Consider the following 25055-nt stretch of genomic DNA (forward strand, 5'->3'; position numbering starts at 1 on the left):
CTCCTCGCCCTCGCCCGCCGGCTCGTCGACGTCCTCTGGGCCCTGCTCCGCGACAGACGGGAATTCACCTCGGAAGTCCCAGCTCGACTCACAGCTGCGGCTTGACACGGTCATTGAGACTCCCTTCGTTTCAGACTGCCGATTTCGAGCGAACCGTTGGACTGCCGGGGTGGGGCCTCCGCTGACGCCACGATCGGCGGTGGCGGTAGATCGTCGAGGAAGTCGATGGTCGGCGCGAAGAACAAGGTGCCGGTGACGGCGGTCGAGAAGTCCAGAATGCGGTCGTGCGCGGCGTCGCCCGCGCCGAGAAACATCCGTCGCAGCATCGTCTCGGTGACCTCGGGCGACGCCGCGTAGCCGATGAAGTAGGTGCCGAACTCACCGGCCTGAATGCTCCCGAACGGCATGTTCGCGCGCACGATCTGTCGTTCGGTGCCGTCGGCTTCGACGACAGACGCCATCGCGACATGTGAGTCGAGCGGCTTGTCTTCGTCGGACAACTCGAAATCGTCGAGCTTCGTCCGGCCGATGACGTGCTCCTGAGCTTCGGTGGACAGTTCTTTCCAGGAAGCCATGTCGTGCAAGTACTTCTGGACGATGACGTAACTGCCGCCGGCGAAGTCCGGGTCCTTATCGCCGACCAACGCGGCGGCGACAGCGCCTTGTCCGGTCGGATTTTCGGTCCCGTCGACGAAGCCGAGCAGGTCGCGCTGCTCGAAATAGCGGAAGCCGACGGTCTCGTCGACGATCGTGACCGCTCCACTCAGCCGGTCCGCAATCTTGGCCCCGAGCTCGAAACAGGCGTCCATCGACTCGGCCTTGATATGGAACAACAGATCACCGGGGGTGGACGGTGCCGCGTGCCGCTCGCCGACGAACTCCGGGAGTGTGTGCAATTCAACCGGTTTCGGTCCGTCGAACAGCCGGTCCCACGCGGCCGAGCCGATGCTCGTCGTGCAGGTCAAGGCTGTGCCTGGCAGGCGGAAGCCGACCGAGCGCTCTAGGCCGGAGACGTCTGCGAGCACGTCGCGGACGACGTCCTCGCCGCCCTCGTCGATCGTGACCACCAGAAATATCGCGGCACGAGTCAACGGATCGGTGATGGTTTGGGGTTCGCCCACGTCGGTCACATTAGCCAACTATTTCGCCAGCAACGGCGGTACGAGTTGATCAAGCGCGGTTGCGGTCAGTTCGCGGCCAAGCAGGACGAGTTCTTCGGCTCGATGGAACTCCAGAACTCGCGCCGACGTCCGGGGCACCTCGATCAGCACATCCGGTGGGTATGCGGCCAATTGGTGGCGTTTGAGCGCAGCTTGCATCAGGTCGAGCGAGCGATTCATGATCTCGAACTGCCCCAGCTTCGGCAGGATCCGCGGAGTCGGCTCGTTCTCCTCGGCGGATTCTTCCTCGGCTTCATCGGAATCCGGTGTCAGGGCGCCGAATCGATTGAGTACCGACCGCACCGGATCGCTTTCGAGAAGTTGGTTGGTGCTACGCCGGAATCTATCGATCAGCTCATCGACGGGACCTGGTTCGGAGGTGCCGTGGAAGTCGCCCGGGTCTTCGCCACCGACATCGACCGCGATGATGAGATCGGCCGGCACCGCGACGACCGGAACGACGGGCAACGGGTCGAGAATGCCACCGTCGGCAAGCAGTCGCCCATCGACCTCGTGCGGCGAGATGAAGCCCGGGATCGCGATCGACGCACGCATCGCTGCGACGAGCGATCCGCGCTGAAACCACACCGATCGCCCGGCGATGAGATCGGTCGCCACCGCAGTGAACGGGATGCGGAGGTCCTCGATGACCGTCTCGCCGACAAGATTGCGCACGATGTCGAAGATCCGCTCCGCGCGGACGACTGTCGGCGCGGTCAGCGCCACATCGAGCAACCGCAGCACATCGCGCTGGGTCAATCCGCTTGCCCACAGCGAGAAGTCGTCGAGTGCGTCCGCGGCGTAGAGACCGCCGATCAGGGCGCCCATGGACGAGCCCGAGATACCGACAATGTCGTAGCCGCGGTCGACAAGCTCCTCGATAACCCCGATATGGGCGTATCCCCGCGCCCCGCCGCTGCCAAGGGCCAGCGCCACACGTGTTTTCGTCATCACGACGATTGTGTCATTCGGTCTGGCACCATGACGCACGTGGTCGAGACGGTGCTCGGAGGTGTTGCCTTTGTCGAGGCGTGCGGCCTGGTCGTGCTCGCAGCCCTGCTGATTCGCAGCAAGCGGCAGGTGCAGAGCCTGCAGCGCCAGTTGGTCTCGGGACGGGATCGGCGCTGGCTTCGCACCAGTCGAGACGCGGTCCGAGCGGTGTGGGACACCGCGAATCTGGTGCGCGAGAAGGGCATCAGCCGCGCGCTGCTCAGCTCCGTCGACGTTCTGGCCGGCTGGGCGCAGATCGAGCGGCCGGACCTGGCCCAACTTGCAGCGCGGGACGGCACCGTGACGATCTTCTTCTCCGACATCGAGGGGTCGACGGCACTCAACGAGCAGTTGGGTGACAAGGCGTGGGTGAAGTTGCTCGAACGCCACGACCGGGTGGTGCGCAATCGAATCGAGCTGCACCGAGGCCACGTCATCAAGACCCAGGGCGACGGGTTCATGGTCGCGTTCGCCGAGCCGGTCCAGGCTGTGCGGTGTGGGATCGAGGTCCAGCGGCAATTGTCCGACGGTGCGATCCGGGTGCGCGTCGGCATTCACGTCGGGGAAGCGGTCCGGCGTGGTGACGATCTGTTCGGTCTCAACGTCGCCCTGACCGCTCGGGTAGCCGCAGAGGCCAACGGCGGCGAGGTGCTGGTCAGCGATGCTGTGCGCGCGGCGCTCGTCGACGAACCCGACATCGGATTCGGGCCGGCACGAGACGTCGAGCTCAAGGGGCTACGAGGTGTCTATCACGTTCATCCGGCCCTATGGGACCAGAACTAGGCGCGGTCTTTCGGCTCGAAAAGAACCGTTCGGGCGCCGCGTCCGCGCAATGTGATCTTGCCGCGCCGCTTCCATCGTTCGGCCTCGGCGGCCGAGGCGGCCGACACAGCCTGCTCGGCGGCGAGGATTCGTCCGACGCGTGATTTCGCAAGTTCGGTCAGGCGTGCCGCCTCGTTCACGGGATCACCGATGACGGTGTATTCGTAGCGATGCTCGGCGCCGATATCGCCGGCGAACACCGGACCGTAGGAGACCCCGATCCCGAAGTCGACCGACTTCAGCGACCGCAATGACGCCCGCAGTTCCCGAGCAGTCGCCAGCGCCTCGCCTGCGGGATCATCGATCGGAACGGGAGCGCCGTACACCGCGAGCGCGGCATCGCCGCCGAACTTGTTGATGTACCCGCGATGCTGGTCCACGGCGGTCACCACGATGTGGAAAAAGTCGTTGAGTAGTTCGGCGACTTCGGTGGGTGGCCGCGTCGCCGCAAACGCGGTCGACCCGGCCAAGTCGATGAACAGCACCGCAACGTTCGCGACGTCGCCGCCGAGGCGCTCGTCCTGCTCGATTGCGCGGCTCGCCACATCGTGGCCAACGTGGCGGTCGAAGAGATCGCGGAGCCGTTCACGTTCGGCAATCGTGGTGACCATCCGATTGAAGCCCATCTGGAGTCGGCCGATCTCCGAGGAGTCGTGCACGCTCACGCTGACTTCGGTGTTGCCACGCTCGACCTCGCCCATCGCGACGCCGACCTCTCGCACCGGATCGGAGACCGACCACGAGACGAGGACTGTCCCGTACAAGCCTGCGGCGATTGCGACGAACGCGAGGATGAGAATCGGTGTCTCGATCGGAGTGTCCGGTCTTATCACCCATTTGAGGTGGCGATCGACGACGATCGCGCCGATCGCCGTGACCGGGATGGCGGTGCAGAGAGCCCAGGTGATGACGAGTCGCTGCATGACGCCGGGGGCGCGTCGTTGCGGGGGAGAAGCGATCATCGCCGCCGCGATGATCGGCCGCAGAGTGGCTTCGGTGACGAGGTAGCCCAGACACGCCATCGCAGCACCGCCGAACAAGACAGCCAGCCCGATGATCGTGACGGTTCTGCCGCCTTCGTCGAGATTGACGAGGAGGACCACGAGCCCGCTCGCCACCCACAACGACAGATGCACGAGCGTCTGCCGCGAGGTGATATCGAGGGCCGCGCGTTGCTGCTCGGGTGTCGGCGGTTCTTCGCGCGCGTACCAGCGCAGTGCGGGAAGGACGAACCGCGTCGTACAGATGGCTGCGATGATCAGGCTGACACCTAGCAGCGCGATCATCACGAGGATGTTGCCGGTCGTGACGAGCCGCGGCTGCTCGTAGGCGTTGGTGCGACCGAGCAGGACGATGACGCAGAACACGAGGCCTGCACCGATCCCGTACGCGCTAATCAAACCCGCCGAATACCGGACGCGAAGAAGGAGAGTCCTTCGCTTCCAATCCGGTGGTGGGGGCATATTGATCTGTCTATCACCGTCGGGGCGTCGGATGTCGCAGAGAAGCTACGATCGTCATCAATATGAGCAGCGACACGCCACGTCCCGGTCTTTTGCAGTACATCGCATACAGCTATGGGCGCACGTTGCCGCCTTCGATGCGCGACTGGGTAGCCAACGACCTAGCCGGCAAAGGCGCGGGGCGACGGATGATCGTGCGCGCCACGATCCCGTGCATCATCCTGCTCGTCCCGCTGTTGTTCATCCCGACCACCTGGGATGTGCGGGCGAGCATGACCCTGCCGATCCTCATCCCGTTCGTGTATTTCGCGGTCGCGTTGAGCAAGGTGTACCGACGCCACCGGCTCTCCCAGCACGGCCTCGATCCCAACCTCGTCGAGAAGCTCGGTCGGGAGCGAGACGCGCATATTCACCGCGCGTACGAAGAGCGGTACGGTCCGCGCAATAGCGACTAGGGCGAAGTAGCGAAAGCGGACGCTGCAAGCGCCGATCCGCGTGCGCCTGCCATGTCGAGGTCCGGCACGGTTGCGACGACAGCGGACTTCGATTGTTCGTCGCGCAGGTGAGTGTTGTCGCGAACGGTCTGGATGAACCATTCGCGGAATTCCGGCTCGGTCTCGACCACGCCACCACCGATGAAGTAGGCCTTCGGATCGGTGAAATTGGCGGCCAGGGTGAACAGCCTGCCGATGGCGATGGCCTGCTGTTCGAAGATCTTTCGACCGAGCGGGTCGCCTTGTTCGGCCAACGTACGGACCTGCTTTGCGCGGTCCTTCGCGCCTTCGACTTGGTGGAGCGGGTGGTCCGGATACTGGGTGAGCCAATACGGCAACAGATTGTTCTGAATGCCGGTCAGCGACGCGACGCTTTCCGCGTCGGCGTCGAAGCCGCAATTACAGCGCGGGGTGGGTTGGCCTTCGTCGAGTAGACCGTCCATCGGAATGAAGACGTGCCCGAGTTCACCGGCCATGCCTGCTTGACCGGTGATGACTTGCCCGGCCTCGACGAGTCCGCCGCCGAGCCCGGTGCCGATGATCGCGGACACGGACGAATTCTGCATCGCGGCATCGCCGAAGTGTTTGTGGTGGGCGTAGAGCGCGGCAGCATTCGCGTCGTTGGTGTAGACGACTGGGATCCCGATGCGCTTCTCCAACGCGGTGCGGATGTCAAAGCCCCGCCATTCAGGCGTCGAGAAGTTCGTCGAGCCCTTGGATGAGATGACGCCGTCGGCACTGGCCGGACCTGGCGTGTCGAGACCGACCGCTCGGATCGAGTCGATCGAGATACCGGTGAGCTCCAGGACGTTGTTCATCGACTGCGCCAGCGCCTCGACCGCCGCGGTCGGACCCTCGAGCACGACACTCGGACTTTCGATCATCTTGTCGGTCAGGAAGTTGCCTTCCGGATCCATGACAGTGCTGTTGTTCTTAGTGCCGCCGTTGTCGATCCCGACCACGTACCAAGGCTGCGTCACTTCGTGTGCCCTTCCCTTTCAGCGTTCAACCGAATCCACTTGGGATTGTTGTCGCAAAAAAGGGATCGCAAGCGAAAACCGCAAACCGCGCGGTCGACGCCCAGCTATTTCTGGGACAACACCGCGCTTGCCGTAATTGTGCCGTCGACGACCCCGCGGGCGACTGCGACGAGACGAAGATTGTTCGTGCGCGCGTACGAACGCAACAGTCCGAAAGCCGTGTCCATGGTCACCAGCGCGTGACCGGCGAGAACTCCTTTGGCTTGTTCGATGATCACACGGCTGTTCAACGCATGCTGCAGCTGCTCGTTGAGGATTTCGCTCTGCTGGAGAGCACGCTGGTGGAGGATGCCGATCGCGGCCATATCGGCAAGTGCTTGGGCGGCACGAAGGTCCGTCGGCTCGATCGGGCCGATTTCGGTGCCGAAGAGGCCGATCGCGCCGATGATGTGGGCGCGCAGCCGGAGCGGCAACGCGTGGACCGAGGCGACGCCCAGTTCGGCGGCGGCGCGCGAGAACTCGGGCCAGCGCGCGGCTTCGGCCGCTAGATCGGGAACCAGGACCGCCACCCCGCTCCGAAACGCTTCCACGCACGGACCGCTGTCGGCTTGAATCTGGAACAACTCCAGGAGCCGGATCTGCTCGGAGCTTGATGCAAGGACTTGGAGTGCGCCGCGCTGGTCGTCGAGAAGGACTCCAGCCGAGCCTGAATCGACCACGACGATGCAACCGTCGACGAGTTGTTGAAGCAGTTCGACGAGGTCGTAGTCCTCGACCATCGTGTCAGCCAACCGGATGAAGGCGCTGGTGAGCTGTTCTTCGCGTGCAGTCATGAGCGATCTCCCTTGCGACCCTTCATCATCGATGGTCCGCCTCGTCATGCGGCCCGTCCAGACGTAGTCGCCGATCGACGATGTCGCCTGCAATTTCTGAAACTGGACGATTCACCGAGTAGGCATGAGCTCGCAATCGCAAGTATGCCTCCTGGGGACCGACTCCGAGTTGAGCGATCAACATGCCTGTCGCCTGGTTGATCATTCGGTTGAGGATGAGGCTGCCGGTCCCGTCCGCACCAACTCGTGTTGCCGAACCCAACAGCGCGACGGTGACCGTTTCGGCGACACGAAGCGCAGCGGAGTATTGCAGTGTCTCCAACGGCCCGTGCGCCTTACGGAACAGGTCGAGCACACCGACGCGGATGGCACCCACCTGCAACGGCAGCGAAAACATTGCGCCGACGCGGGCTGCATGTGGCCGCTCTGCCATTGCTGTCGGAAATATCGGCCAACGCGAATCGCGCACGGCCACATCGGGAACGAGGATCGGGTGACCCGCATCATGGGCAGCGAACGCCGGACCTTGGCCGAGCATGATTTGAATGTCCTCGACGTCGGCCGCGGTGGCGTCGCTCGAACAGAACACCTCGGGGTGGCCCGACGCGGGAATCATCACGACCGCAGCAGCGTCGATGTCGAGGACGCGTACACACGCCGAACACCACGTGCTCGTGCTGGCGGACATCGCCTCGTGGAAGGCACTGATGATCGGATCGATGCCGGTCATGACCGTGCGGTGATCACTCGCCCACCGTCCGCTCTGCCGCCATCTACTGATCGTTGCACAGACTGCGGCGAACCCGTTTACATGTATGCCCGACACTCTTAGGCTCGCGACATGCCTGTGGTGTGGTCGGACGAGGTAGACGACGTTTTGGGCGGCGACCTTACGTGTGGCGTCGCTTATGTGACGCCCGCGGGCGGTGCGGTGGTGACCGCGGTGGCGCCGGTCGGGCTGCGTGACCGAGAGCGGGGGACAGTCGGCTTCACGACATCGCTCGGCTTCGGACGCAAACTCGACCGAATGAAGGCCCAACCGAAGGTGGCACTGGCGTACCACACTCGCGAGCATGGCATCGGCGATCGACACAACCAGCGGTACATACTCGTGCAAGGGGTTGCGTCCTTCGACCCAGCGCCGAACCAACAGTTGCTGGAGGAGATCGGCGAACGAGTCGTGCCGTTCATGGGACCGCCGCAGCGCGGCGCCTTCTGGGACCGCTGGCTGAGCGCGTACTACGCCGACCGCGTCGTGGTGACCGTAGCGGTCACTCGCGTTGTCGAGTGGCTCGATCTCGCTGCGACCGGCCGGCCGAAGGTGTACGGCACCCCGCTGTCTGCCGATCAGGCGGTTCCGCAAACGCCACCGAAGAAGGGGACGGCCCCACGCGTGGACGCCGTCAAGAATGGCGAACGCGCGGCCAAACTGCCGTATCGACTGCTCGGGTATCGCCAGGCCGACGGTTTTCCTGCCGTGTTGCCGGTCGACGTCACCGCCGCGACCCCCGATGGCATCCGCCTTCGCGTCCCGGCTGGGGTGCCGCAAGGTGGTCGGCGGGCGGGGCTGCTCGCGCACGCGTATCGAGCCAAGCTGATCGGACTGGAATCGCGCCAGAACACCGGATGGCTAGAGGTCGATGGCACCGAGGCGCTGTACTCACCCCACACCGAAGCCGGCTTCAAGGCGCCCCCGAACAAAACGGTCCTGCTGCTGGCCAACGGTTTCATGGCTCGGCGTGGGCTTGCCCAAGCTCGCAAAGCCGGTCGGCTGGAAGCGCTCACGCGAGACTAGGTCGCGGGGACGTCTCGTAACCGTGCGTGAGTCTTACCCCTCTAGGGGTCAAATTCACGCACAGTTGGAGCGGGGTTGATAGCCGTATCTAGCTGCACAAATAACCTTTGACTCGTACATACGTGCTACGTAAAATAGGTGGCATGGGGTTGGGGGAGGTTCTCGAAGTGATCGACACGCTCGACACAGTCGAGCCGTGGCGCTACTCCACGACCGAACTCATGACCGTGCTCCCGGAACTGTCCGGGGCGATCCACTCGTTGGAGGCGTTGCGGGTCGCGTTGGTCGCCGAACTCGACAAACACGGTGTGCCCGGTGGACTCGGAGCCACCTCGACGGCGACCTGGTTGGCGAACCGGACGTCACTGTCGCCGGGGGAGTCGAACCGGATCCTCAGACTCGGGGTCGCATTGGATGCCCACCCCGATATCGCCGCGGCATATCAGGCGAAGTTGATCACCGCCGACGCGGCCCGGTTGATCGTGGCGTTCCTGGAAAAACCGCCACCCGGGATGCCGGTGGAGGCGGTGGACTCGGTGCGGACGTTTCTGCTCGACGCCGCCCACGGCGGGGACCTACGCGAACTGCGCGTGCATATCGCCCGGTTGCGAGAAACCTTCGATACCGACGACACCCCGGCCAGTGAGGACACCGACCGCAACGAGTTCTACGCCTCCACCACACTCAACGGGCGAATGGCAGTCAAAGGCGACTTCGACGCCGAAACCGGAGAAATGCTGCTCGCGGCATTGTCACCACTGTCGACGCCACGCCCCACCGACGAAGCGGGTCCAGACAACCGGACTCCGGCGCAGCGGCGGGCGGACGGGTTCACCGAGATTCTGCGTCGCTACCTCGACTCCGGTGCCAGTCCCGACGACGGTGGGGAGCGTCCGCACCTGCATCTGCATATTCAGGCCAATGATTTAGCAGGTCAAGAACCCGCGACGGAGGCGGTGTCGGACAAGCCGGACAATGCCTACTTCTTCGATCTGTTCGGCAAAACGAGTGTGGGGCGGATGCCGTGGATGGGTGCGATGAGCATCGAGTCGGCGCGGCGTATTGCCTGCGACAGTGTGGTGCATCCGATCGTGATGGATGAGAACGGATCGCCATTGAATCTGGGCCGGAGTGTGCGGACGGCGAATCGTAAGCTCCGCCGCGCCCTGGTCGCGCGTGATGGTGGGTGTGCGTTCCGGGGCTGCGGGAGACCGGCGGCGTGGTGCGACGCGCACCATATTCAGCATTGGATCGATGGCGGGGCGACGGATTTGGACAACCTCGTGCTGCTGTGCCGGTTCCACCACCGCCTGATCCACCACAGTGAATGGGAGGTCGTGATGGGCCGAGACCGGCACCCTTGGTTCATCCCGCCCGCCAGGATCGATCCGTTGCGAAGACCCATCGCGGCGCATGGCCGCGCGAATCCGCAAGCGGCATAACACAACTACATAACCCAAGGCTCTGCATCGGACCACCAACCGATGCAGAGCCTTCGTGCATTCAGGGGAGCGCTAGCTGGACCGTCGATATTGGGGGACAAGGGCAGGCACTTCCTGGCGGTAGTTGTCGTAGTCCGCACCGAATTGTTCACTCATCCATTTCTCCTCCAGCCGGAACTTCCGCCAGAGCGCACCGAAGATGATCACCAGTGCGACGACTGCTCGCCATTCGTCACGAGCGACCGCACTGCCGATGAACGCGAGGAGCAGGCCGGTGTAGATCGGGTGCCGGACCAGGCCATACGGACCGCTGCGGACCAGCTCGTGACCGACTTTCACGGTCACCGTGCCGCTCCAATTCCGGCCGAGGTGTTCGCGAGCCCAAACCGTGAAACCCAGACCGACTACGACGCAGGCGAGCCCAATCGAATCGGTCACCCAATTGCCCGGAAAGATCGGTGAACGGAGAAGCCAATTGGGCACTGCGTCGGAGAACAACAGGTAGCCGCCGATCGCGAGCGGGACAATATGACCGAGCCGGGATGCGATGGGTTCTTTGCGTGAATTGTCTTTGTTGCCTCGTGCCAACGCCAGCCAGTAAATAACCCAGGCCAACCACAACAATGGAATTACGAGCGAAAAAGCATCGTCCATTCCCGCCATTGTATGGACCTAGCCGGTCGGCCTACCGTGATGTGTATGCAGGGGATCGAACTCACCGACGAGCAAATCTTGGTCATGACGCCGTCGGAACGGCGTGAACTCATCGAGCGGTTGGCCCGCCCGGTTGCCGAGCTGATCCCGACCGGTGCAATCAAGCGAAATCGCCGTGTCCGACTCGGAATGATGGTCTTCGGAACGGTTGCACTGATTCCCTGGATCGTCTACCTGGTCGCCACCTTGCCGAACACCTACGTTGCGCAGAACTGGACGCTGACCTGGGTCGGGTTCGACTTGTTGCTGCTGGCAATGATGGCCACCACGGTGGTCCTCGGCCTGCTCCGACGGCAATTGCTCGTTCTGACTGCGTTCGCGACGGGCGTGCTGCTGATCTGCGATGCCTGGTTCGACATCACGACCGCGGCGGCCGACGACGTGTGGATATCGGTGATTGCCGCCGTGTGTGGCGAGCTGCCGCTTGCCTTCGTGTTGATCAGCGGGACGCTCCGGCTCATCCGTGTGATGACGGCCAGGTTGTGGATTTTGCAGCCAGGCATGCGCCTGTGGCATGTCGAGCTCCCGCTACCGCGCGAGTAATCAGGGCGATGAGTTTCGGGCCCTGCCTCGGTATGTATTGGCATGACACAACACGAGAACGCAGCCCTGAAGATTTGGCGAGCCCATTTCGACGCCTGGACAAGTAAAGACATGGATACGGCGATGACATATATCGCCGACGACATCGTGTGCGACGCGCCTGCGGGCCGGCTCGACGGTGCCGCCGCATATCGCAATTTCCTGGAACCATTTTCCCGGATTCTCACCGGCGTCAAGCCGTTCGCATCGTTCGGCGACGAGAAGACGGCCGTGGGGATCTACGAGGCCCAGACCTTCCCGGTTCCGCACGCTCCTGGGGCCGAGTGCGTCACCGTCGTCGACGGCAAGATCACCCACAGTCGATTCATCTTCGATCGGACACCGTTCGACGCAGCGCGCCGCAGCCAGGGATAGCAAAAGCCGCCCCGTGCAGATCCTGCATGGGGCGGCTTTCGTCTTTATTTAGACAGTCGGCAGCGCTTCGGTGGCTGCGTCGACCTTGTCAGCAGCGGCGTCGGCGGTGTCTTCGGCCCGACCGGCAACGCGGTTGGCAAGCTTCGCTGCCTGTTCGCCGATGGTGCGGGTGCGCTCGGAAACCGTGCCGAGTGCCTCTTCGGCGGCCTCGACGGCCTTCGTGTAGAGGTCCTCGGCCTTCTCGATGCGCTCTTCGATGGCCGGGCGGGTGCGCAGGCGCTCGATGGCACCTTCGCCGCGCTCAGCGAACTCGGAGTAGCGATCGATGGCGATGGTGCGGTACTCGTCGGCGATCTTGCGCAGCTCTTCGGCGGTCAGCTTGGTGCGCAGTTCGGCAACATCGTCGGGCAGCGACGACTGCAGGCCGGTGAACCGCTCACGGAGTGCCTCGAACTGTTCCTGGACATCGGCGGTCAGGGTGGTGACGCGGGCGCGTGCCTCGACGGCAACGTCGGAGAGGGTCTGGACGGCAGCTTCGCCGACGCCGACGGTGGCGTACAGCGGCTTGCGAGCAGCCTCGATCGGCTTGGTGGTTTCAGTCATGCTGGCTCTCCTTTTAAGGGGCTTGGGTGAAGCTGGCAACTCCGCTCGGTCTACAGCGTGTGCCTTCGTATACGCCTTGCCAGCTGTGGCATCGTTGGCGGACAAGACGATTCATCGGTGGCACGTATGAGCCGCTCTACATTGAGTGTGCCAACTCCCAACCCTAAACAAGACTGCTTGCTCGTGCAAGCGGTGTAGCTAGCACCACAGCAATCAATTAAATTGTGCACAATCTAATTGTGTGCTAGATTTCTCTCATGACCAACGACCTCGCACTCGACCGGCAGGTGTGCTTCGCGCTGTATGCCGCATCGCGGGCGATGACGTCGGTCTACCGCCCGATGCTCGACGAACTCGGCCTTACCTATCCGCAATACCTGGTCTTGTTGGTGCTGTGGGAACGGGACGGTCGCGGCGTCGGCGAGTTGGGCGACGAGCTGGCGCTCGACAGCGGGACGCTGTCGCCATTGCTCAAAAGGCTCAGTGCACTCGGCCTGGTCGAGCGCAAACGGCTCTCCGCGGACGAGCGCAGGGTCGCGATACATCTCACCGATCAAGGACGGGCGCTACAAGCGAAAGCGAGTGGCATCCCGCATCGGATCGCTCGCTGTTCCGGCTTGCCGGTCAGCGAAATCGAAAATCTGCGCGAAACCCTCGTGCAGCTGACCAATTCACTGAATTCCAAAACTGAATTCCAAAACCAAGGAGACGACAGATGACCATCCTTTACACCGCAGAAGCACTCGCCACCGGCGACGGACGCAATGGCCACGCACGCACCACCGACGGAAAGATCGACGTCGTCCTCGCGGCACCAAAAGAAATGGGTGGCAGCGGTGAAGGCACCAACCCCGAGCAGCTCTTTGCCGCCGGCTACTCGGCGTGCTTCCATAGCGCGCTGCGGTTGGTCGGCAAGCGCGAAAAGGCGAACATCGACGATTCGGCAGTCGGCGCACAGGTCGGCATCGGCCCCAACGGATCCGGCGGATTCGGTCTCGAGGTCACGCTGGAAATCTCGCTTCCGCACGTGTCTGCGGACGAAGCGCGCGCCCTCGCCGAGAAGGCGCACCAGGTCTGCCCGTACTCCAATGCGACCCGTGGGAACATTCCTGTCACGTTGGTCATCGCTGAGGACTGAAAGTCTGCTCTGATGTAGACATGCGCGACGTTCTCGAAGAGCTGCATCACCGCTGGTCGGCGGGTGAGACGGTAGGCATGGCCACCGTCGTCGGAGCGTACTTGTCCGCACCCCGCGCGGTCGGGGCCGCCATGGTGGTCTCGGCCGCGGGCACGGTCACCGGCAGCATCTCGGGCGGGTGCGTCGAAGGCGCGGTCTACGAACTTGCGCAGCGCGTAATCAACGACGGCATACCGGTTTTGGAACGGTACGGGGTGTCCGACGACGACGCGTTCGCTGCGGGTTTGTCGTGCGGCGGCACCATCGAGGTGTTCGTCGAGCGGATCACCCCCGCAGATTTCCCCGCGCTCGACGATTTCGTGTCGTCGGTCGCGGAGGACAGGCCGGTCGCGACGGCGACGGTGATCGCGCACCCTGATCCCGCGAGAGTGGGTGCGCGACTTGTCGTGTGGCCGCACGATGCTGCCGGATCGATCGGCTCCGCTCGCGCCGACGCCGCCATCGTCGACGATGCGCGAGGACTGCTTGCCGGCGGTCGCAGCGCGACATTGACCTACGGACCCGAGGGCGAACGGCTCGGCGACGGAATGTCCGTTTTCGTCAACGTGTTGGAGCCGCCGCGACGGATGCTGATCTTCGGTGCAACCGATTTCGCGCGGGCTATGGCGCGGCAAGGCAGCTTCTTGGGCTATCGCGTGACCGTCTGTGATGCCCGCGCAGTTTTTACTACGGCGCAACGCTTTCCAGAGGCCGACGAGGTAGTCGTCGCATGGCCGCACAAATATCTGGAAGCCGAGGTCGAGGCAGGCCGCGTCGACGACCGGACTGTCGTCACGGTGTTGACGCACGATCCGAAGTTCGACATACCGGTACTGGCGACGGCGTTGCGCGCACAACTCGGCTACGTAGGCGCGATGGGGTCGCGCCGGACCCACGACGACAGAATTGCCCAACTGCGCGAACTCGGCCTCGACGATCGCGAATTGGCCGCGCTCGCTTCGCCGATCGGCTTGGACCTGGGTGCTCGCACGCCCGCCGAGACTGCGGTTTCGATTGCCGCCGAGATCATCGCCGCACAGTGGGGTGGCAGCACACAGCGACTCGGCACGACGCTGGGCCGGATCCATCAGTGACTGCGGTGGCCGGCCTCGTCCTCGCTGCGGGCGCAGGACGCCGGATGGGACAACCGAAAGCTTTGCTGCGGCACGCATCCGGTGAAACGTTCGTGCACGCGGCGGTCCGGGCGCTACGTGATGGTGGCTGCGATTCGGTGACCGTCGTCGTCGGCGCCGCGCATGTCGACGCTGCCGACGTGGACGCGACGATCGTGACCGCGCCGGGGTGGGAAGCGGGGATGGGGGAGTCGCTACGTGCGGGGCTGGCTGCACTCGACCCGTCGGACACCGACGCCGCGTTGATACTGCTCGTCGACCTGCCGGATGTGGGAAGCGCTGTCGTGCACCGCGTTCTGACCGCAACGCCGATCGACGGAAACGTTCTCGCCAGGGCGACGTTCGGCGGCGAGCCGGGCCACCCGGTGCTGATCGGTCGGGCGCATTGGGCGGCGGTCCGCGTCGCGGCGGACGGCGACAAAGGTGCGCGCGACTATCTCGCCGGGAACGAGGTCACGACCGTCGAATGCGGTGACCTCGCTACTGGTCGTGACCTTGACGTGCCGCGTTGATCGCCGCCCATACTCGGTCCGCCGACATCGGCATCTGGTAGATCCGAACGCCGACCGCATCTCGGATCGCGTTCGCGATGGACGGCGCTACCGGGTTGTACGGCGATTCACTCATCGACTTCGCACCGAGCGGACCGAGGCTGTCGAAGGTGTCGGCGAAGTAGACCTCGGTGTGAGGAACGTCGGCGAATTGCGGGAGATGGTAGTGCCGAAGCGTTTTCGTGATCACCGAGCCGGCGCCGTCGAGCTGGATCTCCTCGTACAGTGAACTGCCGATACCTTGCGCCACACCACCTTCCACCTGGCCGGTGAGTTGTTGTGGATTCATCACGGTCCCGGCGTCGACCGCCTGAACCGATTGCAGAATTCGCACCTGGCCGGTGTCGACGTTCACGGCGACGCGTGTGGCGTGGACGTTGAACGCCACCGATCGGGGCGTGCCCGACTGATGATCGCGCGCGATCAGTGAACCACCTGCGGCGTCGAGCAATTCCTCGAAGGTGACCAACTGATCACCGCACTGAACACCGTCGCGGCCGAGGACTCCGGGCTCGGACGCCCCCGAAATCTTCGCGGCCACTTCGAGGATCTGTTCCCGTAGCGCGTTGGCGGACAGGTTCAGCGACTTGCCTGCGACAGTCGTTCCGGCGGACCCGAAGGCCCCGGTGTCGTACTTGGCACCGTCGGTGTCGGACTGGCGAATTCGTATCCGGTCCGGACCCGTGCCTAACGCTGTCGCGGCGAGTTGGGTATGGACCGTAGTCGTGCCGTTGCCGAACTCCGAGGTCCCGACCTCGACGTCGTAGCTACCGTCCGGACGCAGCGAGACCGACGTATCCGACAGGTGCCCGAACGGCGGTAGCGTGCCGATCATCGAGATGGCCATGCCCTCGCCGGTTCGCCATTGGTCACCCTCGGGCGCCGCCACGCCGTTGCCTCTGCGCAGCGCAGCTTCGGCCAAGTCGAGACACTGATCGAGGCCGTAGCTGCCGAACATCAGATCGCCGGTGTCGACGTGAGCGTCGACGAACAGGTCGCCGGGAACCACCACATTCAGGCGTCGCATCTCGAACGGATCGATCCCGAGTTCGCGGGCCAGGTCGTCGATCGCGGAATCGACCGCGAAGATCACCTGGCCGAGGCCGTAGCCGCGGAACGCGCCGGAGGGAATGTTGTTGGTATATACAGCCTCAGCGTCGACCCGCTTGTTGGGCGAACGATAGACCGAGATCGATTCTCCGACAGCGTGAAACAGCACGCCCGGACTGTGGTTGCCGTACGCCCCCGCGTCTGACAGCACGTCGATCGCCAGCGCCGTCAGCTTCCCGTCTGCCGTTGCACCTGCAATGACCTCGACCCGCATCGGATGCCGGCAGGGTACGACGGTGAATTCGTCTGTGCGCGTGTACTCGAGCTGAACCGGGCGTCCGGTCCGGAGCACGGCGAGCGTGACGAGATCCTCGGTCAGCAGTTCCTGCTTGCCGCCGAAGCCGCCGCCCACGCGGGCGGTGAACACGCGCACGTTTTCAGGTTCGAGACCGAAGATGTGGCACAGCTCGTCGCGAACGAGATACGGCACTTGCGAACTGGTGCGCAGGACGAGCCGGCCGTCGTCGTCGCGCCATCCGATCGTGCAATGTGTCTCGAGATGCGCGTGGGCGATTCGCTGCGTCTGCCAGGAGCCGCGCACCACCTTGTCTGCCGCTGCGAGCCCGGCCTCGATGCTGCCGACCTCGCCGTGTACCGCGCCGACGACATTTCGCGTGGGGTCGACGATCCGGCTCTCCGGGCCCTTATCGCCGTGCAGCAAGGGCGCACCGGGAGTCCGGGCGGACTCGGGATCGAAAACCGCAGGGAGAGCCTCGTATTCGACGACGATGCGTCGGCAGCCCTCCTCGGCTTTGCTGCGGCTGTCCGCGACCACCGCTGCAACACGCTGGCCTTTGAACCGCAGTGTCCGATCGAAGATGCGTGTGTCGTCGGGATCGGCGGCCCGCATTTCGTGACGTGCGGTGGAGAACAGCACGTCAGGGCTGTCGAGGTAGGTGAACACACACTCGACGCCATCGAGCGCCTCGGCTGCCGACGTGTCGATCGAGACGATCTTCGCGTGCGCATGGGGACTGCCCAGCACGGCGATATGGAGCAGCCCTTCGATTGCTGTGTCCAGCGTGTACGGCTCACGGCCCGAGACGACGCGCCGACCTGCCGGAGCAGCCAGCGATTGACCGCAGGCTTTCCCATCGATGGGTGCCTCGATGTTGACGACGCCACGTAGGGCGTCCTCGATCGAGCGGTATCCCGTACAACGGCAGATGTTTCCCTTGAGGCGTTGTGGCAGGTTGTCGAGGTCGGCGTCGTCGAACGTGGACGTCGTGACGATCATTCCCGCTGTGCAGAAGCCGCATTGGAACCCGGCCGCATCGACGAATTGCTTCGCGAGGGGATGTAAATCCTCGGGTGTGCCGAGTCCGGCGACCGTCGTCACCGACGCGCCCGCCGCGCGAACGGCGGGAAACACGCACGAGTGCACCGGCTTACCGTCGACCAACACCGAGCAGGCTCCGCAGTCGCCGGCGTCGCAACCCTTCTTCACCTCGAAATGACCCTGCTCGCGCAGCAGTGTGCGCAAACATTGCCCGGCACGCGGCTCGGTGTCGACTTGTTCGCCGTTGACCTCGACCTTCATCGCAGCTCCTCCAGGACTTCCTGTGCAAGAACGCCACTCACGTGTCTGCGCCAGTCGGGTTTGCCATGCGGGTCGTCGAACCACACGTCGATCTCGGCCACCTTTGCGGCCACGTCGGCTGCCGTGGGCAGCGCATCGAATCGAAGCTGCACAGGCTTTGTGGTGGCTGCCGTGATGGTGATGACGAACTCACCGTTCGGTGCCAGTCTGCCGATGACCACCGACCCCGAACGGCCGAGGGGTGCAAGGGCAACTTTGCGGAACGCGGTGCGGCTGTCCAGTGAATCCGTGGGAATCATGATGCTGCGCAACACATCTCCAGGTTGCATGACGTTGGCGTTGACGCCGGTGACGAACTCGGTGACGCCGATCTCGTAGTCGTCACCGTTTGCCGCCCAGACCGTCAACGTGGCGTCGAGCGCAGCCATCAATGAAACCATCGCGCCTGCGGGTAGCGAAAGGCTCAAATTTCCGCCGACAGTTGCTGTGTTCCAGATCTTTTCCGATGCCAGCAGCGCCGAGCAGCATTGGCGAAACAGCGCAGCCGCGGGGTGGTCGGCATGTGCGAGCTCGGCCAAGGTGCACGTGGCGGCGACCTCCAGACCGTGCGCGGTCGACGTCAACGGCGGCCAACCCAAGGTCGACAAATCGACCAGAGTGGTCAGGTGGTCCTGGGGCTCGGAAAAGAGCCACGTGCCCCCGGCGAGCACTTGGGTGTCCGCGCCGAGAATCGACAGATCAGCTCGACTGCGGGCGCTGACGACGCTGGTGATAGTCCCGAGATCCATTGCGCTCCTTGCTCGAAAGAACAATCATCAGGGCAGATGCCACACGACCCGCGTCACCAGATAGAACAGTGTCGCGGCGAACACGATGAAAATCACGGTCGCGGCGAGCCCGATCAGATCGTTTCGGCGGCCTGCGCGCTCCTGTGGTTCGAGCCAGAACGCGAGCGCTCGCGTGACGATCGGCATGACGACCCACGTCAGCAGGCTCACCGACAGGATGTTGCCGACAAGCAAGCTGATCCACAGCTGCGCTCCGGGCCAGAGTTCGGTGAGACCAAGGGTGAGGAGCACTACGAGCGGATAGAGACCGCAGAGGACTGCGAGCGACGTTTTCCAGTCCGGGGGACCGGCTTGCGCTCCGGAGCTCGACGGGAACCACGACCCATAGGGGGTGGCGACGCGTTGTAGGTCGAAATCGCTGAAATCCGCGCCTTCGGCGAGGATCGCGGCCCGCTCCGGCGAATCGAGCCAACGATTCAAATCCTCGATCGAAGCGAAGCTGTTGACGATCGTCCACTCGTTTTGGACGCCAGGGATTGGTCGATGCAATTCCGATGTGCGGAAACCAGGAAATGCCTTTTCCATCTGGCTGATCCGTTGTTGCCAGGCGAGGAAATCATCTTCGCGGTCCGCAGCGACTTTATGCGAAACGACGACGGTCACTACTTCGTCGTTCTTGTCTGGGAGGACGGCCTGCGATTGCGGCTTTTCGAACAGATCGGCGCCGCTTTCGAGCAGGGTCCGGCGGGTATCGCTGTCCAGCCACCGTTTCAGGTTGGCTGTGCCGTCGAACCGATAAACTACAGACCATTCGGTCTGAGCATCCAGCGGAGGAATGACTTCCGTGTCGAGGAATCCGGTAAACGATGCCGCGGCTTCGTCGACGCCGTGCTGCCATTTTCGAAACTCGGCCTCCCGGCCCGGTCGCAAGTGCTCTGTGATGACCACGGTCGCGGAGGAAGGCTTGGGCCCCACGGTTTCTGTCGCGGACATGTCAGCGACGGATTGTGACGAATTCGGCGTGCAAATTGATTTCGCCGTCCTCGGCGATTAGGTCGTCCGGCGTCATGACGCAGAATTTACCCTTCAATCACCTGCCGATGACCGTCGCGCGGAAAAAACTTGAGGTCGGTTATCTGCCCTATCAGAGTGGATAGTTGCCGAGCACATTTTCCGGGTCGGTTTGCGAGCGCAACAACCGCAAGCGCTCGAGGTTGCCGCCGTACGCCGCCGCGATTTCGGCCTCGGTTTCCGGAAATCCTGGCCGCACCTCGACACTGTAGGTGCCGACCGTGTGGCTCGCGAGCGCGGCCAATGTGTCACGCGCCCAACCGATACACGCGTCGCCGTCGTCGCCTTCGGACCAGATCGCGTTCAACGGTATGTTCCACTCGCTCGACCGCCCCCAAAATGCGGTGTCGCCGTCAGCGACATCCGCGATGGCACCGCCGGTGTGCTGGAAATCGATGCGACAGGCAGGCGTGGGCGCCGATCGGATCTGCGCGTCGAGTGCATCTGCGACGGCGGAATCCAACGTCGGACCGACGAATACGGACTTGCCGAAGAACGATCCCCGTTCCTCACCCGGTTCTGGCAGGGGAATCGGCGGAGGCTCTGCACCGCCGCGTCCGGGAATGGCGAATTCGGGAAGCTCGGCGAGATAGCGACCCGACATTTCCGATCGGTAGAGCGGAGCGCTCTTCGAACCCGCAGCGATAGCGGACGCGGCCGACCGTGCCCGCGCGATTGCCGCGTCGTCCTGGCTCCTGCACGCGGTGAAGACGAAGAAAACGGGCTCGCCAGGCGATAGCTCGGAAAAGCCAAGGACCGCGCCGATCGTCGTGTCGCGCGGCTGTTCCGGTGCGATGCGGAAGTACGTCTCGAGTGCGTCGAGGTTGAGCACCATGCGATCGACCCACATCGGACCCAATTCGTGCGTGCGCAGCATCGCGGCCGTCACGACACCGAACGCAGGCGCGGACCCACGCACCGCCCACCACAGATCGGCTTCGGCACCGGTGCTTGCGTCCGACAGCTTGACGACGTCGCCTGACGGAAGCACCAGTTCGACCTCGACCAGGTGGTCGAGCGTGAGACCGACGCTGCGTGTCAGATACCCGACGCCGCCGCGGGTGGCGAGCCCGATCCCTGCGTGACCGACGATGCCGACGGGAACGACGCGTCCGCTCGGCGCCAGCGCGTCGAGCATCGACCCGACTCTGGCGCCGCCGCCCATGATGACCCGATCACCTTGGGCACGAGCGAAATTAAGATGTGCAGACAAGTCGAGCAGTACCGCGTCGTCGGCGACGCAATTCGAGCTGAGCCCGCCGCCGCGGACGGTGACAGGGCTTCCGGATTCAGCTGCGATGGCCATGGTGGTGGCGACGTCGTCGACCGACAATGGCGTCACTACGCAGGCTGGGTGTCGTCGAGACGCATCGGGAAAGAAGATTCTTCCCAACGATGATCGGTATCCATCCGTGTCCGGCAGGTGGACTCGATCCGTGAGCGCGGACTGCAGACGTGCGACGCACTCGGCGTCGATGAGTGTCACCGCCCGAGCATAAAGCCGGTCAGTACTCGGGCAGCTCGAAACCGTTGGCTACCGCGACGATATTTTCGCCGCCGTCTGCCAGTTCGTGGGTCCGCAGCACCCAATCGCGCATCCGCGCCTCGTAGTTCGCCAGTCCCGCGGCGTAATTCCCATCGGCAGCAGCAAGTTCGCCGGCGAGGACGTAGGCGCCCACCATTGCGAGGCCTGTGCCCTGACCAGTCAGCGGTGACGGACAGAATGCCGCGTCGCCGAGGAGCCCGATCCTGCCGCGTGACCACGAATCGAGCTTGACCTGGCTGCAGGAATCGAAGTAGAAGTCGGGGGAGTCGTCGAGCTGGGCAACCAATCTTGCTACTTCCCAACCCATTCCAGCTGTGTGCTCGCGGACGAATTGCTTTTGTTGTTCGACGTCGCGGTAGTCGTACTCGATAGCGTCGGACTGGAACGAGAAGTACACGATCGCTTCGGTATTCCCGTGGACCGGACGAATCCCCGCCGACCGGTCCGCCTCGTTGTAGGCGAGCGCCCAATCTTGCAGGCCGAGATGGTTGGGTACCGTCCAGAACGCGAGGTAGGTCCCGAGGTGGTGGACGAAATCGGTCTCGGCGCCGAAGATTTGCGCGCGGACTGCCGAGTGCAGACCATCGGCGCCGATCACGAGGTCGAAGGTGCGTTGGGCCCCGCTCGCGAAATCGACGACGACGCCTTCGGCTTGCTCGGATAGCCGGGTGATCCGGTCGCCGAAGAGGTACTCCACGTCGCCGCTGGTCGCGTCGTAGAGCACGCGGGAGAGGTCCCCGCGCAGAATTTCGATCTCGGCGATCTGCCCGTCGCCACCGTGATCTTCCGGTCGCATCGAGGACAGCTCGTTGCGATCGGCGTCCACGATCGAGAAGCCGAGGGTATTGGTCGCTGCGTTGCGGATCTGATCGTCGAGCCCCATCCGAACGGCGAGCGTTCGGGCCACGCCGCGCAAATCGACTGCCTGGCCGCCGGGCCGCAGTGCGGGCGACTTCTCGACGACCGTGACGGCAAAGCCGAAGCGGCGCAACCAGAATGCGAGGGTCGGTCCGGCGATACTTGCACCCGAAATCAAGATCATGTCTGCCTCTGTTCCAGCGCCCACGCTGCGATCAGCGTGCGATTGGTCAGTCCTAATTTGGCCAGAATGCTACGAACATGGGTCTCCACCGTGCGCTCCGACAGCACCAATTCGGCAGCAATCTGGCGGTTGGCCATACCGTCTGCGACCAGTTCGGCGACCTCGCGCTCGCGCGTGGTGAGGGGGTTGGGCGTCCGCGCGGCCCGACCGAGTTCGGCGGCCAACGAATCTGCCTCTCGAAGCCTGCCCGACAGGCCGAGTCGCCGAAATTCGCGTGCTGCTTGGTCCGCCAGCGGCCGCGCCTCGCGGATATCGCCGGGAGCGGCGCGGGCGAGCAAGGCACGGGCGAGCCCGACCCGACTCAGCGCGACGAACGGACGGGACCCGATGCGACCGTCGACGTCGACGGCGAGCCGGAAGTGTTCGACGGCAGCATCGAGGTGGCCGGCGGTAAACGCGAGCTTGCCGAGAACACCCGCCGTCGAACCACCAGGGAAGACTGCGCCCGTGCCGTCTCCGAGGTACGGGCTTTCGATCTCGCGGAACAGTTGGTACACCGATTCGGCCGCTTCGGCGTCGCCGACCAATTCGGCGACCACACCTATTTGATGCAGCACGCCTGCCCACCGCGGCCCGATTTCGAGGACGGCAGGCAGATGCCGAAACTCCTCGAACCCGGCGCGAGCCTCGTCGAGATCACCGGCGAGTGCGTAGAACATCGGCACGGCAATTCGTGCGATCGGAATCGGGGGCGCCTTCCGCAGTGGCGCTAGGTACGACTCCAGTTCTGCGGGCGCGATACTCCCGTCGAGGGCGCGCTTTTGCGAGATGTAAGCCTGGAGGAGCGAGATCATCGACTGATCGCCGATCTTCTCGGCGACGGCCTGCGCTTTCGCGGCGTGCTCGTCGGCGATGGCGAGCTCGCCGACCAGCGCCGCCCGCGCCGCGCGTAGCCGGTGCAGATGCCACCAGGCGACGGCAAGTTTCCTCGACTGCGCGACGTGTTCGATCTCCGCTAAGGAGTTGTCCACCAACGCGATGTCGCCGAGTTGGAAACCGGCGTCGACATTCCAGATGTGGCCCCAGAGTTGCGCCAGCGGCTGCTCGGCGCGCGCTCCGACCGTGACGGCGCGGTCGGCGAGAATACGACGTTCGTCGACGAACTGCGGTGCAGACAGCGTGAAATGGCGAGCATGGATGCCATCGAGGATGGCATCCGAATCCTGGCTCTTCTCAGCAAGTTCCAGTGCTTTGGCGGAGATCTCGCGCGCCGAGATGCAGTTGCCCGCGTCTGCCGCGGATCGCGCACGATGTGCGAGCAGCCGCGCGCGCAACGCATGAGCGTCGGCAGGCAGCATCCCGAGCGCACGCGACCGAAGTCGATCGACTGTCCCGACGATGTGGGGTGAATCGACGCCGTGCACGACGAGCGCAGCCGCAGCAGCGAGTTCCGGCAGTGCCGCGCGGTCCGCGATATCGGCAGCGCGAATGCAGTGCTCGAGACTGTCGGCGATTCGGCCTGCGGCAAACTCCGCACGCGCGAGCTCGACGGTCAGTTGAGCGACCATCGCAGGATCGACCTCGGCGGGGGAGGTCTCGAGCGCCGATTCCAGCACTGCCGCTGCCTCGTCGTACGCAGCCGCCGTCATCGCAACCTGTGCCGCGACCAGCGCCCATCGGGCCGCGTGTCGTGCGGCGTCGGGTCCGGCGGCTCGCTGCCAGTGACCTGCGACGATCCCGGCCAGCGTCGTGTCGACCGCGGCGGCTTCGGCCAGTGCCTCCGCGGCGCGACGATGTAGCACGGTACTGATCGACGGAGCAAGCTCCGCATACACGGCGTCGCGGATGAGCGCGTGCGAGAAAGCCATCGACCGCACATCGATCCGACGAACGATTCCTTCGAAGGTCGCGCGGTCGAGCGATACTTCCGCATTCAGCATGTGCGGCAACATCGTTGGATCGAATCGCTCGCCGAGGACGCTGGCGGCGCGGAGAGCGTCGCGTGTGTCCGCGTCGAGCCTGTCGATCTGGGCGGTGACGAGGCTACGAAGTTCGGGGTTTGCTGCCGGATCTGCTCCTGATTCGATCAGCAATCGAAGGTACAGCGGGTTTCCGCCGGTTCGGACCTGCAGTTCGGCCGCCGTGTCGACTGGCACCGTCGACGAGTTTGCCAGCAACTCGCGCACCTCGACAGCGGTCAAACCGGACAACGAAATCGACTGCGCGTGTGGGCTTCTCAGCAAATCCGGCAGATGTTCGGCGAGGGCCGGCCCGGCAGGGGAGCGGTAGGTGGCGATGACGAGGATCGGCAACCGGCGTAGTTCGCGAGCGATGTGTCGCAACAACGCCAGCGAGGTGCTGTCTGCCCAGTGCAGGTCTTCCAGGACGATGAGCACGCCGGTTGTGGCGCACAGTGATTCGAGTTCGGCGGCGACCGCGTCGAATAGTTCGAACCGCGTCCCAGCCGTCAGCGCCTCCCGGATTTCGGGCAGGTCGCGCGCGACCTTGTGCCACGGCCATAGGGGCGGCATGCCTGGGTCGTCGACGGCGTAGCCCTGACCGGTCCGCACGGTGGACGCGGACTCGACCAGTTGCGACGTCAACTCGGATTTGCCGATTCCGGCGGGACCGCTGATGAGAACCAATCGGCCTGATCCATTTGCGGCCGAGGCGAGCGCCGCGTGTAGGCGTGCGGACTCCGCATGACGGCCCACAAACGGTGCCTGCATAACGAGCAGTATCCACGATGACTCCGACATGGATTTACACCCCAACTGTGCGTGAGTTTGGCCCCTCTGGGGGCCAAACTCACGCACGGGACGACGGACCTCGCTGCTGCCGGAT

General features: G+C 64.1%; 24 protein-coding genes. 10 read left to right on the forward strand and 14 right to left on the reverse strand.

What is annotated here, in order from left to right; translation table 11 throughout:
* Positions 1 to 110: 110 nt before the first annotated feature.
* Both FGL95_RS24520 and FGL95_RS24525 read right to left on the reverse strand, forming a co-directional pair.
* A complete protein-coding gene (locus tag FGL95_RS24520) occupies positions 111 to 1121 on the reverse strand; it encodes a Dyp-type peroxidase (protein WP_169592087.1) in 1011 nt (336 codons plus the stop codon).
* 18 nt (positions 1122 to 1139) lie between these two features.
* Positions 1140 to 2111 (reverse strand): patatin-like phospholipase family protein, encoded by a 972-nt coding sequence (locus FGL95_RS24525; protein ID WP_169592089.1) that lies wholly within the window; start codon positions 2109 to 2111, stop codon positions 1140 to 1142.
* Positions 2112 to 2141: 30 nt separating this feature from the next.
* Between FGL95_RS24525 and FGL95_RS24530 the strand changes: the two genes are divergently transcribed.
* On the forward strand, positions 2142 to 2933 hold the full coding sequence (locus FGL95_RS24530) for an adenylate/guanylate cyclase domain-containing protein (protein WP_169592092.1): 792 nt from the start codon (positions 2142 to 2144) through the stop codon (positions 2931 to 2933).
* Here FGL95_RS24530 and FGL95_RS24535 read toward each other — a convergent pair.
* On the reverse strand, positions 2930 to 4372 hold the full coding sequence (locus FGL95_RS24535) for an adenylate/guanylate cyclase domain-containing protein (protein WP_240963282.1): 1443 nt from the start codon (positions 4370 to 4372) through the stop codon (positions 2930 to 2932). The genes FGL95_RS24530 and FGL95_RS24535 overlap by 4 nt on opposite strands.
* 125 nt (positions 4373 to 4497) lie before the next feature.
* On the opposite strand from FGL95_RS24535, the gene FGL95_RS24540 reads away from it, so the two are divergent.
* Entirely contained in the window at positions 4498 to 4890 is a 393-nt protein-coding gene (locus tag FGL95_RS24540; protein WP_169592098.1) for a DUF5313 domain-containing protein, read from the forward strand.
* Here FGL95_RS24540 and FGL95_RS24545 read toward each other — a convergent pair.
* From FGL95_RS24545 to FGL95_RS24555, 3 genes are all read right to left on the reverse strand, one after another.
* Positions 4887 to 5909 carry an ROK family protein gene (locus tag FGL95_RS24545; protein WP_169592101.1) on the reverse strand — a complete coding sequence of 341 codons (1023 nt, stop codon included), beginning with the start codon at positions 5907 to 5909 and terminating at the stop codon, positions 4887 to 4889. The genes FGL95_RS24540 and FGL95_RS24545 overlap by 4 nt on opposite strands.
* Positions 5910 to 6013: 104 nt before the next feature.
* Complete coding sequence (locus FGL95_RS24550; protein WP_169592104.1) at positions 6014 to 6742, reverse strand: GAF and ANTAR domain-containing protein; 729 nt, start codon at positions 6740 to 6742, stop codon at positions 6014 to 6016.
* Between the two features lie 25 nt (positions 6743 to 6767).
* Positions 6768 to 7472 (reverse strand): ANTAR domain-containing protein, encoded by a 705-nt coding sequence (locus FGL95_RS24555; RefSeq protein ID WP_169592107.1) that lies wholly within the window; start codon positions 7470 to 7472, stop codon positions 6768 to 6770.
* A gap of 111 nt (positions 7473 to 7583) precedes the next feature.
* Between FGL95_RS24555 and FGL95_RS24560 the strand changes: the two genes are divergently transcribed.
* Together FGL95_RS24560 and FGL95_RS24565 are read left to right on the forward strand one after the other, a co-directional pair.
* Positions 7584 to 8537 carry a pyridoxamine 5'-phosphate oxidase family protein gene (locus tag FGL95_RS24560; protein WP_169592110.1) on the forward strand — a complete coding sequence of 318 codons (954 nt, stop codon included), beginning with the start codon at positions 7584 to 7586 and terminating at the stop codon, positions 8535 to 8537.
* A 143-nt stretch (positions 8538 to 8680) separates the two neighbouring features.
* Positions 8681 to 9979: an HNH endonuclease signature motif containing protein gene (locus tag FGL95_RS24565; protein ID WP_169592114.1), complete on the forward strand. Its 1299-nt coding sequence runs from the start codon at positions 8681 to 8683 to the stop codon at positions 9977 to 9979.
* Between the two features lie 72 nt (positions 9980 to 10051).
* Here the strand turns inward: FGL95_RS24565 and FGL95_RS24570 are convergent, their stop codons facing one another.
* Complete coding sequence (locus FGL95_RS24570) at positions 10052 to 10633, reverse strand: methyltransferase family protein (protein WP_169592116.1); 582 nt, start codon at positions 10631 to 10633, stop codon at positions 10052 to 10054.
* 45 nt (positions 10634 to 10678) lie between these two features.
* On the opposite strand from FGL95_RS24570, the gene FGL95_RS24575 reads away from it, so the two are divergent.
* On the forward strand, positions 10679 to 11236 hold the full coding sequence (locus tag FGL95_RS24575; protein ID WP_169592119.1) for a hypothetical protein: 558 nt from the start codon (positions 10679 to 10681) through the stop codon (positions 11234 to 11236).
* Between the two features lie 42 nt (positions 11237 to 11278).
* Positions 11279 to 11650 (forward strand): nuclear transport factor 2 family protein, encoded by a 372-nt coding sequence (locus tag FGL95_RS24580; RefSeq protein ID WP_169592122.1) that lies wholly within the window; start codon positions 11279 to 11281, stop codon positions 11648 to 11650.
* A 48-nt stretch (positions 11651 to 11698) separates the two neighbouring features.
* On the opposite strand, the gene FGL95_RS24585 is transcribed toward FGL95_RS24580, so the two are convergent.
* A complete protein-coding gene (locus FGL95_RS24585) occupies positions 11699 to 12253 on the reverse strand; it encodes a heparin-binding hemagglutinin (protein WP_169592125.1) in 555 nt (184 codons plus the stop codon).
* 257 nt (positions 12254 to 12510) lie between these two features.
* On the opposite strand from FGL95_RS24585, the gene FGL95_RS24590 reads away from it, so the two are divergent.
* The 4 genes from FGL95_RS24590 to FGL95_RS24605 are packed head-to-tail and all read left to right on the forward strand — an operon-like array spanning position 12511 to position 15075.
* The gene (locus FGL95_RS24590; RefSeq protein WP_169592127.1) at positions 12511 to 12972 is read left to right on the forward strand and encodes a MarR family winged helix-turn-helix transcriptional regulator; all 462 of its coding nucleotides are present in this window, start codon (positions 12511 to 12513) and stop codon (positions 12970 to 12972) included.
* Complete coding sequence (locus tag FGL95_RS24595) at positions 12969 to 13391, forward strand: organic hydroperoxide resistance protein (RefSeq protein ID WP_169592129.1); 423 nt, start codon at positions 12969 to 12971, stop codon at positions 13389 to 13391. The genes FGL95_RS24590 and FGL95_RS24595 overlap by 4 nt, the downstream gene beginning before the upstream one ends.
* Positions 13392 to 13411: 20 nt before the next feature.
* Positions 13412 to 14524 carry an XdhC family protein gene (locus tag FGL95_RS24600; RefSeq protein WP_169592132.1) on the forward strand — a complete coding sequence of 371 codons (1113 nt, stop codon included), beginning with the start codon at positions 13412 to 13414 and terminating at the stop codon, positions 14522 to 14524.
* Positions 14521 to 15075 carry an NTP transferase domain-containing protein gene (locus FGL95_RS24605; RefSeq protein ID WP_169592135.1) on the forward strand — a complete coding sequence of 185 codons (555 nt, stop codon included), beginning with the start codon at positions 14521 to 14523 and terminating at the stop codon, positions 15073 to 15075. Before FGL95_RS24600 ends, FGL95_RS24605 begins: the two co-directional genes overlap by 4 nt.
* Here FGL95_RS24605 and FGL95_RS24610 read toward each other — a convergent pair.
* The 6 genes from FGL95_RS24610 to FGL95_RS24635 all read right to left on the reverse strand — a co-directional run bounded on the left by FGL95_RS24610 (position 15044) and on the right by FGL95_RS24635 (position 24940).
* Positions 15044 to 17764 carry a molybdopterin-dependent oxidoreductase gene (locus tag FGL95_RS24610; protein WP_169592138.1) on the reverse strand — a complete coding sequence of 907 codons (2721 nt, stop codon included), beginning with the start codon at positions 17762 to 17764 and terminating at the stop codon, positions 15044 to 15046. The two genes, FGL95_RS24605 and FGL95_RS24610, sit on opposite strands and share 32 nt — an antisense overlap.
* Entirely contained in the window at positions 17761 to 18552 is a 792-nt protein-coding gene (locus FGL95_RS24615; RefSeq protein ID WP_169592141.1) for an FAD binding domain-containing protein, read from the reverse strand. The genes FGL95_RS24610 and FGL95_RS24615 overlap by 4 nt, the downstream gene beginning before the upstream one ends.
* Before the next feature lie 27 nt (positions 18553 to 18579).
* Positions 18580 to 19545, reverse strand: a complete 966-nt coding sequence (locus FGL95_RS24620) for an antibiotic biosynthesis monooxygenase (protein WP_169592144.1) — start codon at positions 19543 to 19545, stop codon at positions 18580 to 18582.
* Between the two features lie 151 nt (positions 19546 to 19696).
* The gene (locus tag FGL95_RS24625) at positions 19697 to 21109 is read right to left on the reverse strand and encodes an FAD-binding protein (RefSeq protein WP_169592147.1); all 1413 of its coding nucleotides are present in this window, start codon (positions 21107 to 21109) and stop codon (positions 19697 to 19699) included.
* Positions 21110 to 21128: 19 nt separating this feature from the next.
* Positions 21129 to 22211: an FAD-dependent monooxygenase gene (locus tag FGL95_RS24630; RefSeq protein ID WP_169592150.1), complete on the reverse strand. Its 1083-nt coding sequence runs from the start codon at positions 22209 to 22211 to the stop codon at positions 21129 to 21131.
* A complete protein-coding gene (locus FGL95_RS24635) occupies positions 22208 to 24940 on the reverse strand; it encodes an ATP-binding protein (protein ID WP_169592154.1) in 2733 nt (910 codons plus the stop codon). The genes FGL95_RS24630 and FGL95_RS24635 overlap by 4 nt, the downstream gene beginning before the upstream one ends.
* Positions 24941 to 25055 lie beyond the last annotated feature (115 nt).

The sequence above is a fragment of the Antrihabitans stalactiti genome, from assembly GCF_012932915.1.
Lineage (GTDB): Bacteria > Actinomycetota > Actinomycetes > Mycobacteriales > Mycobacteriaceae > Antrihabitans > Antrihabitans stalactiti.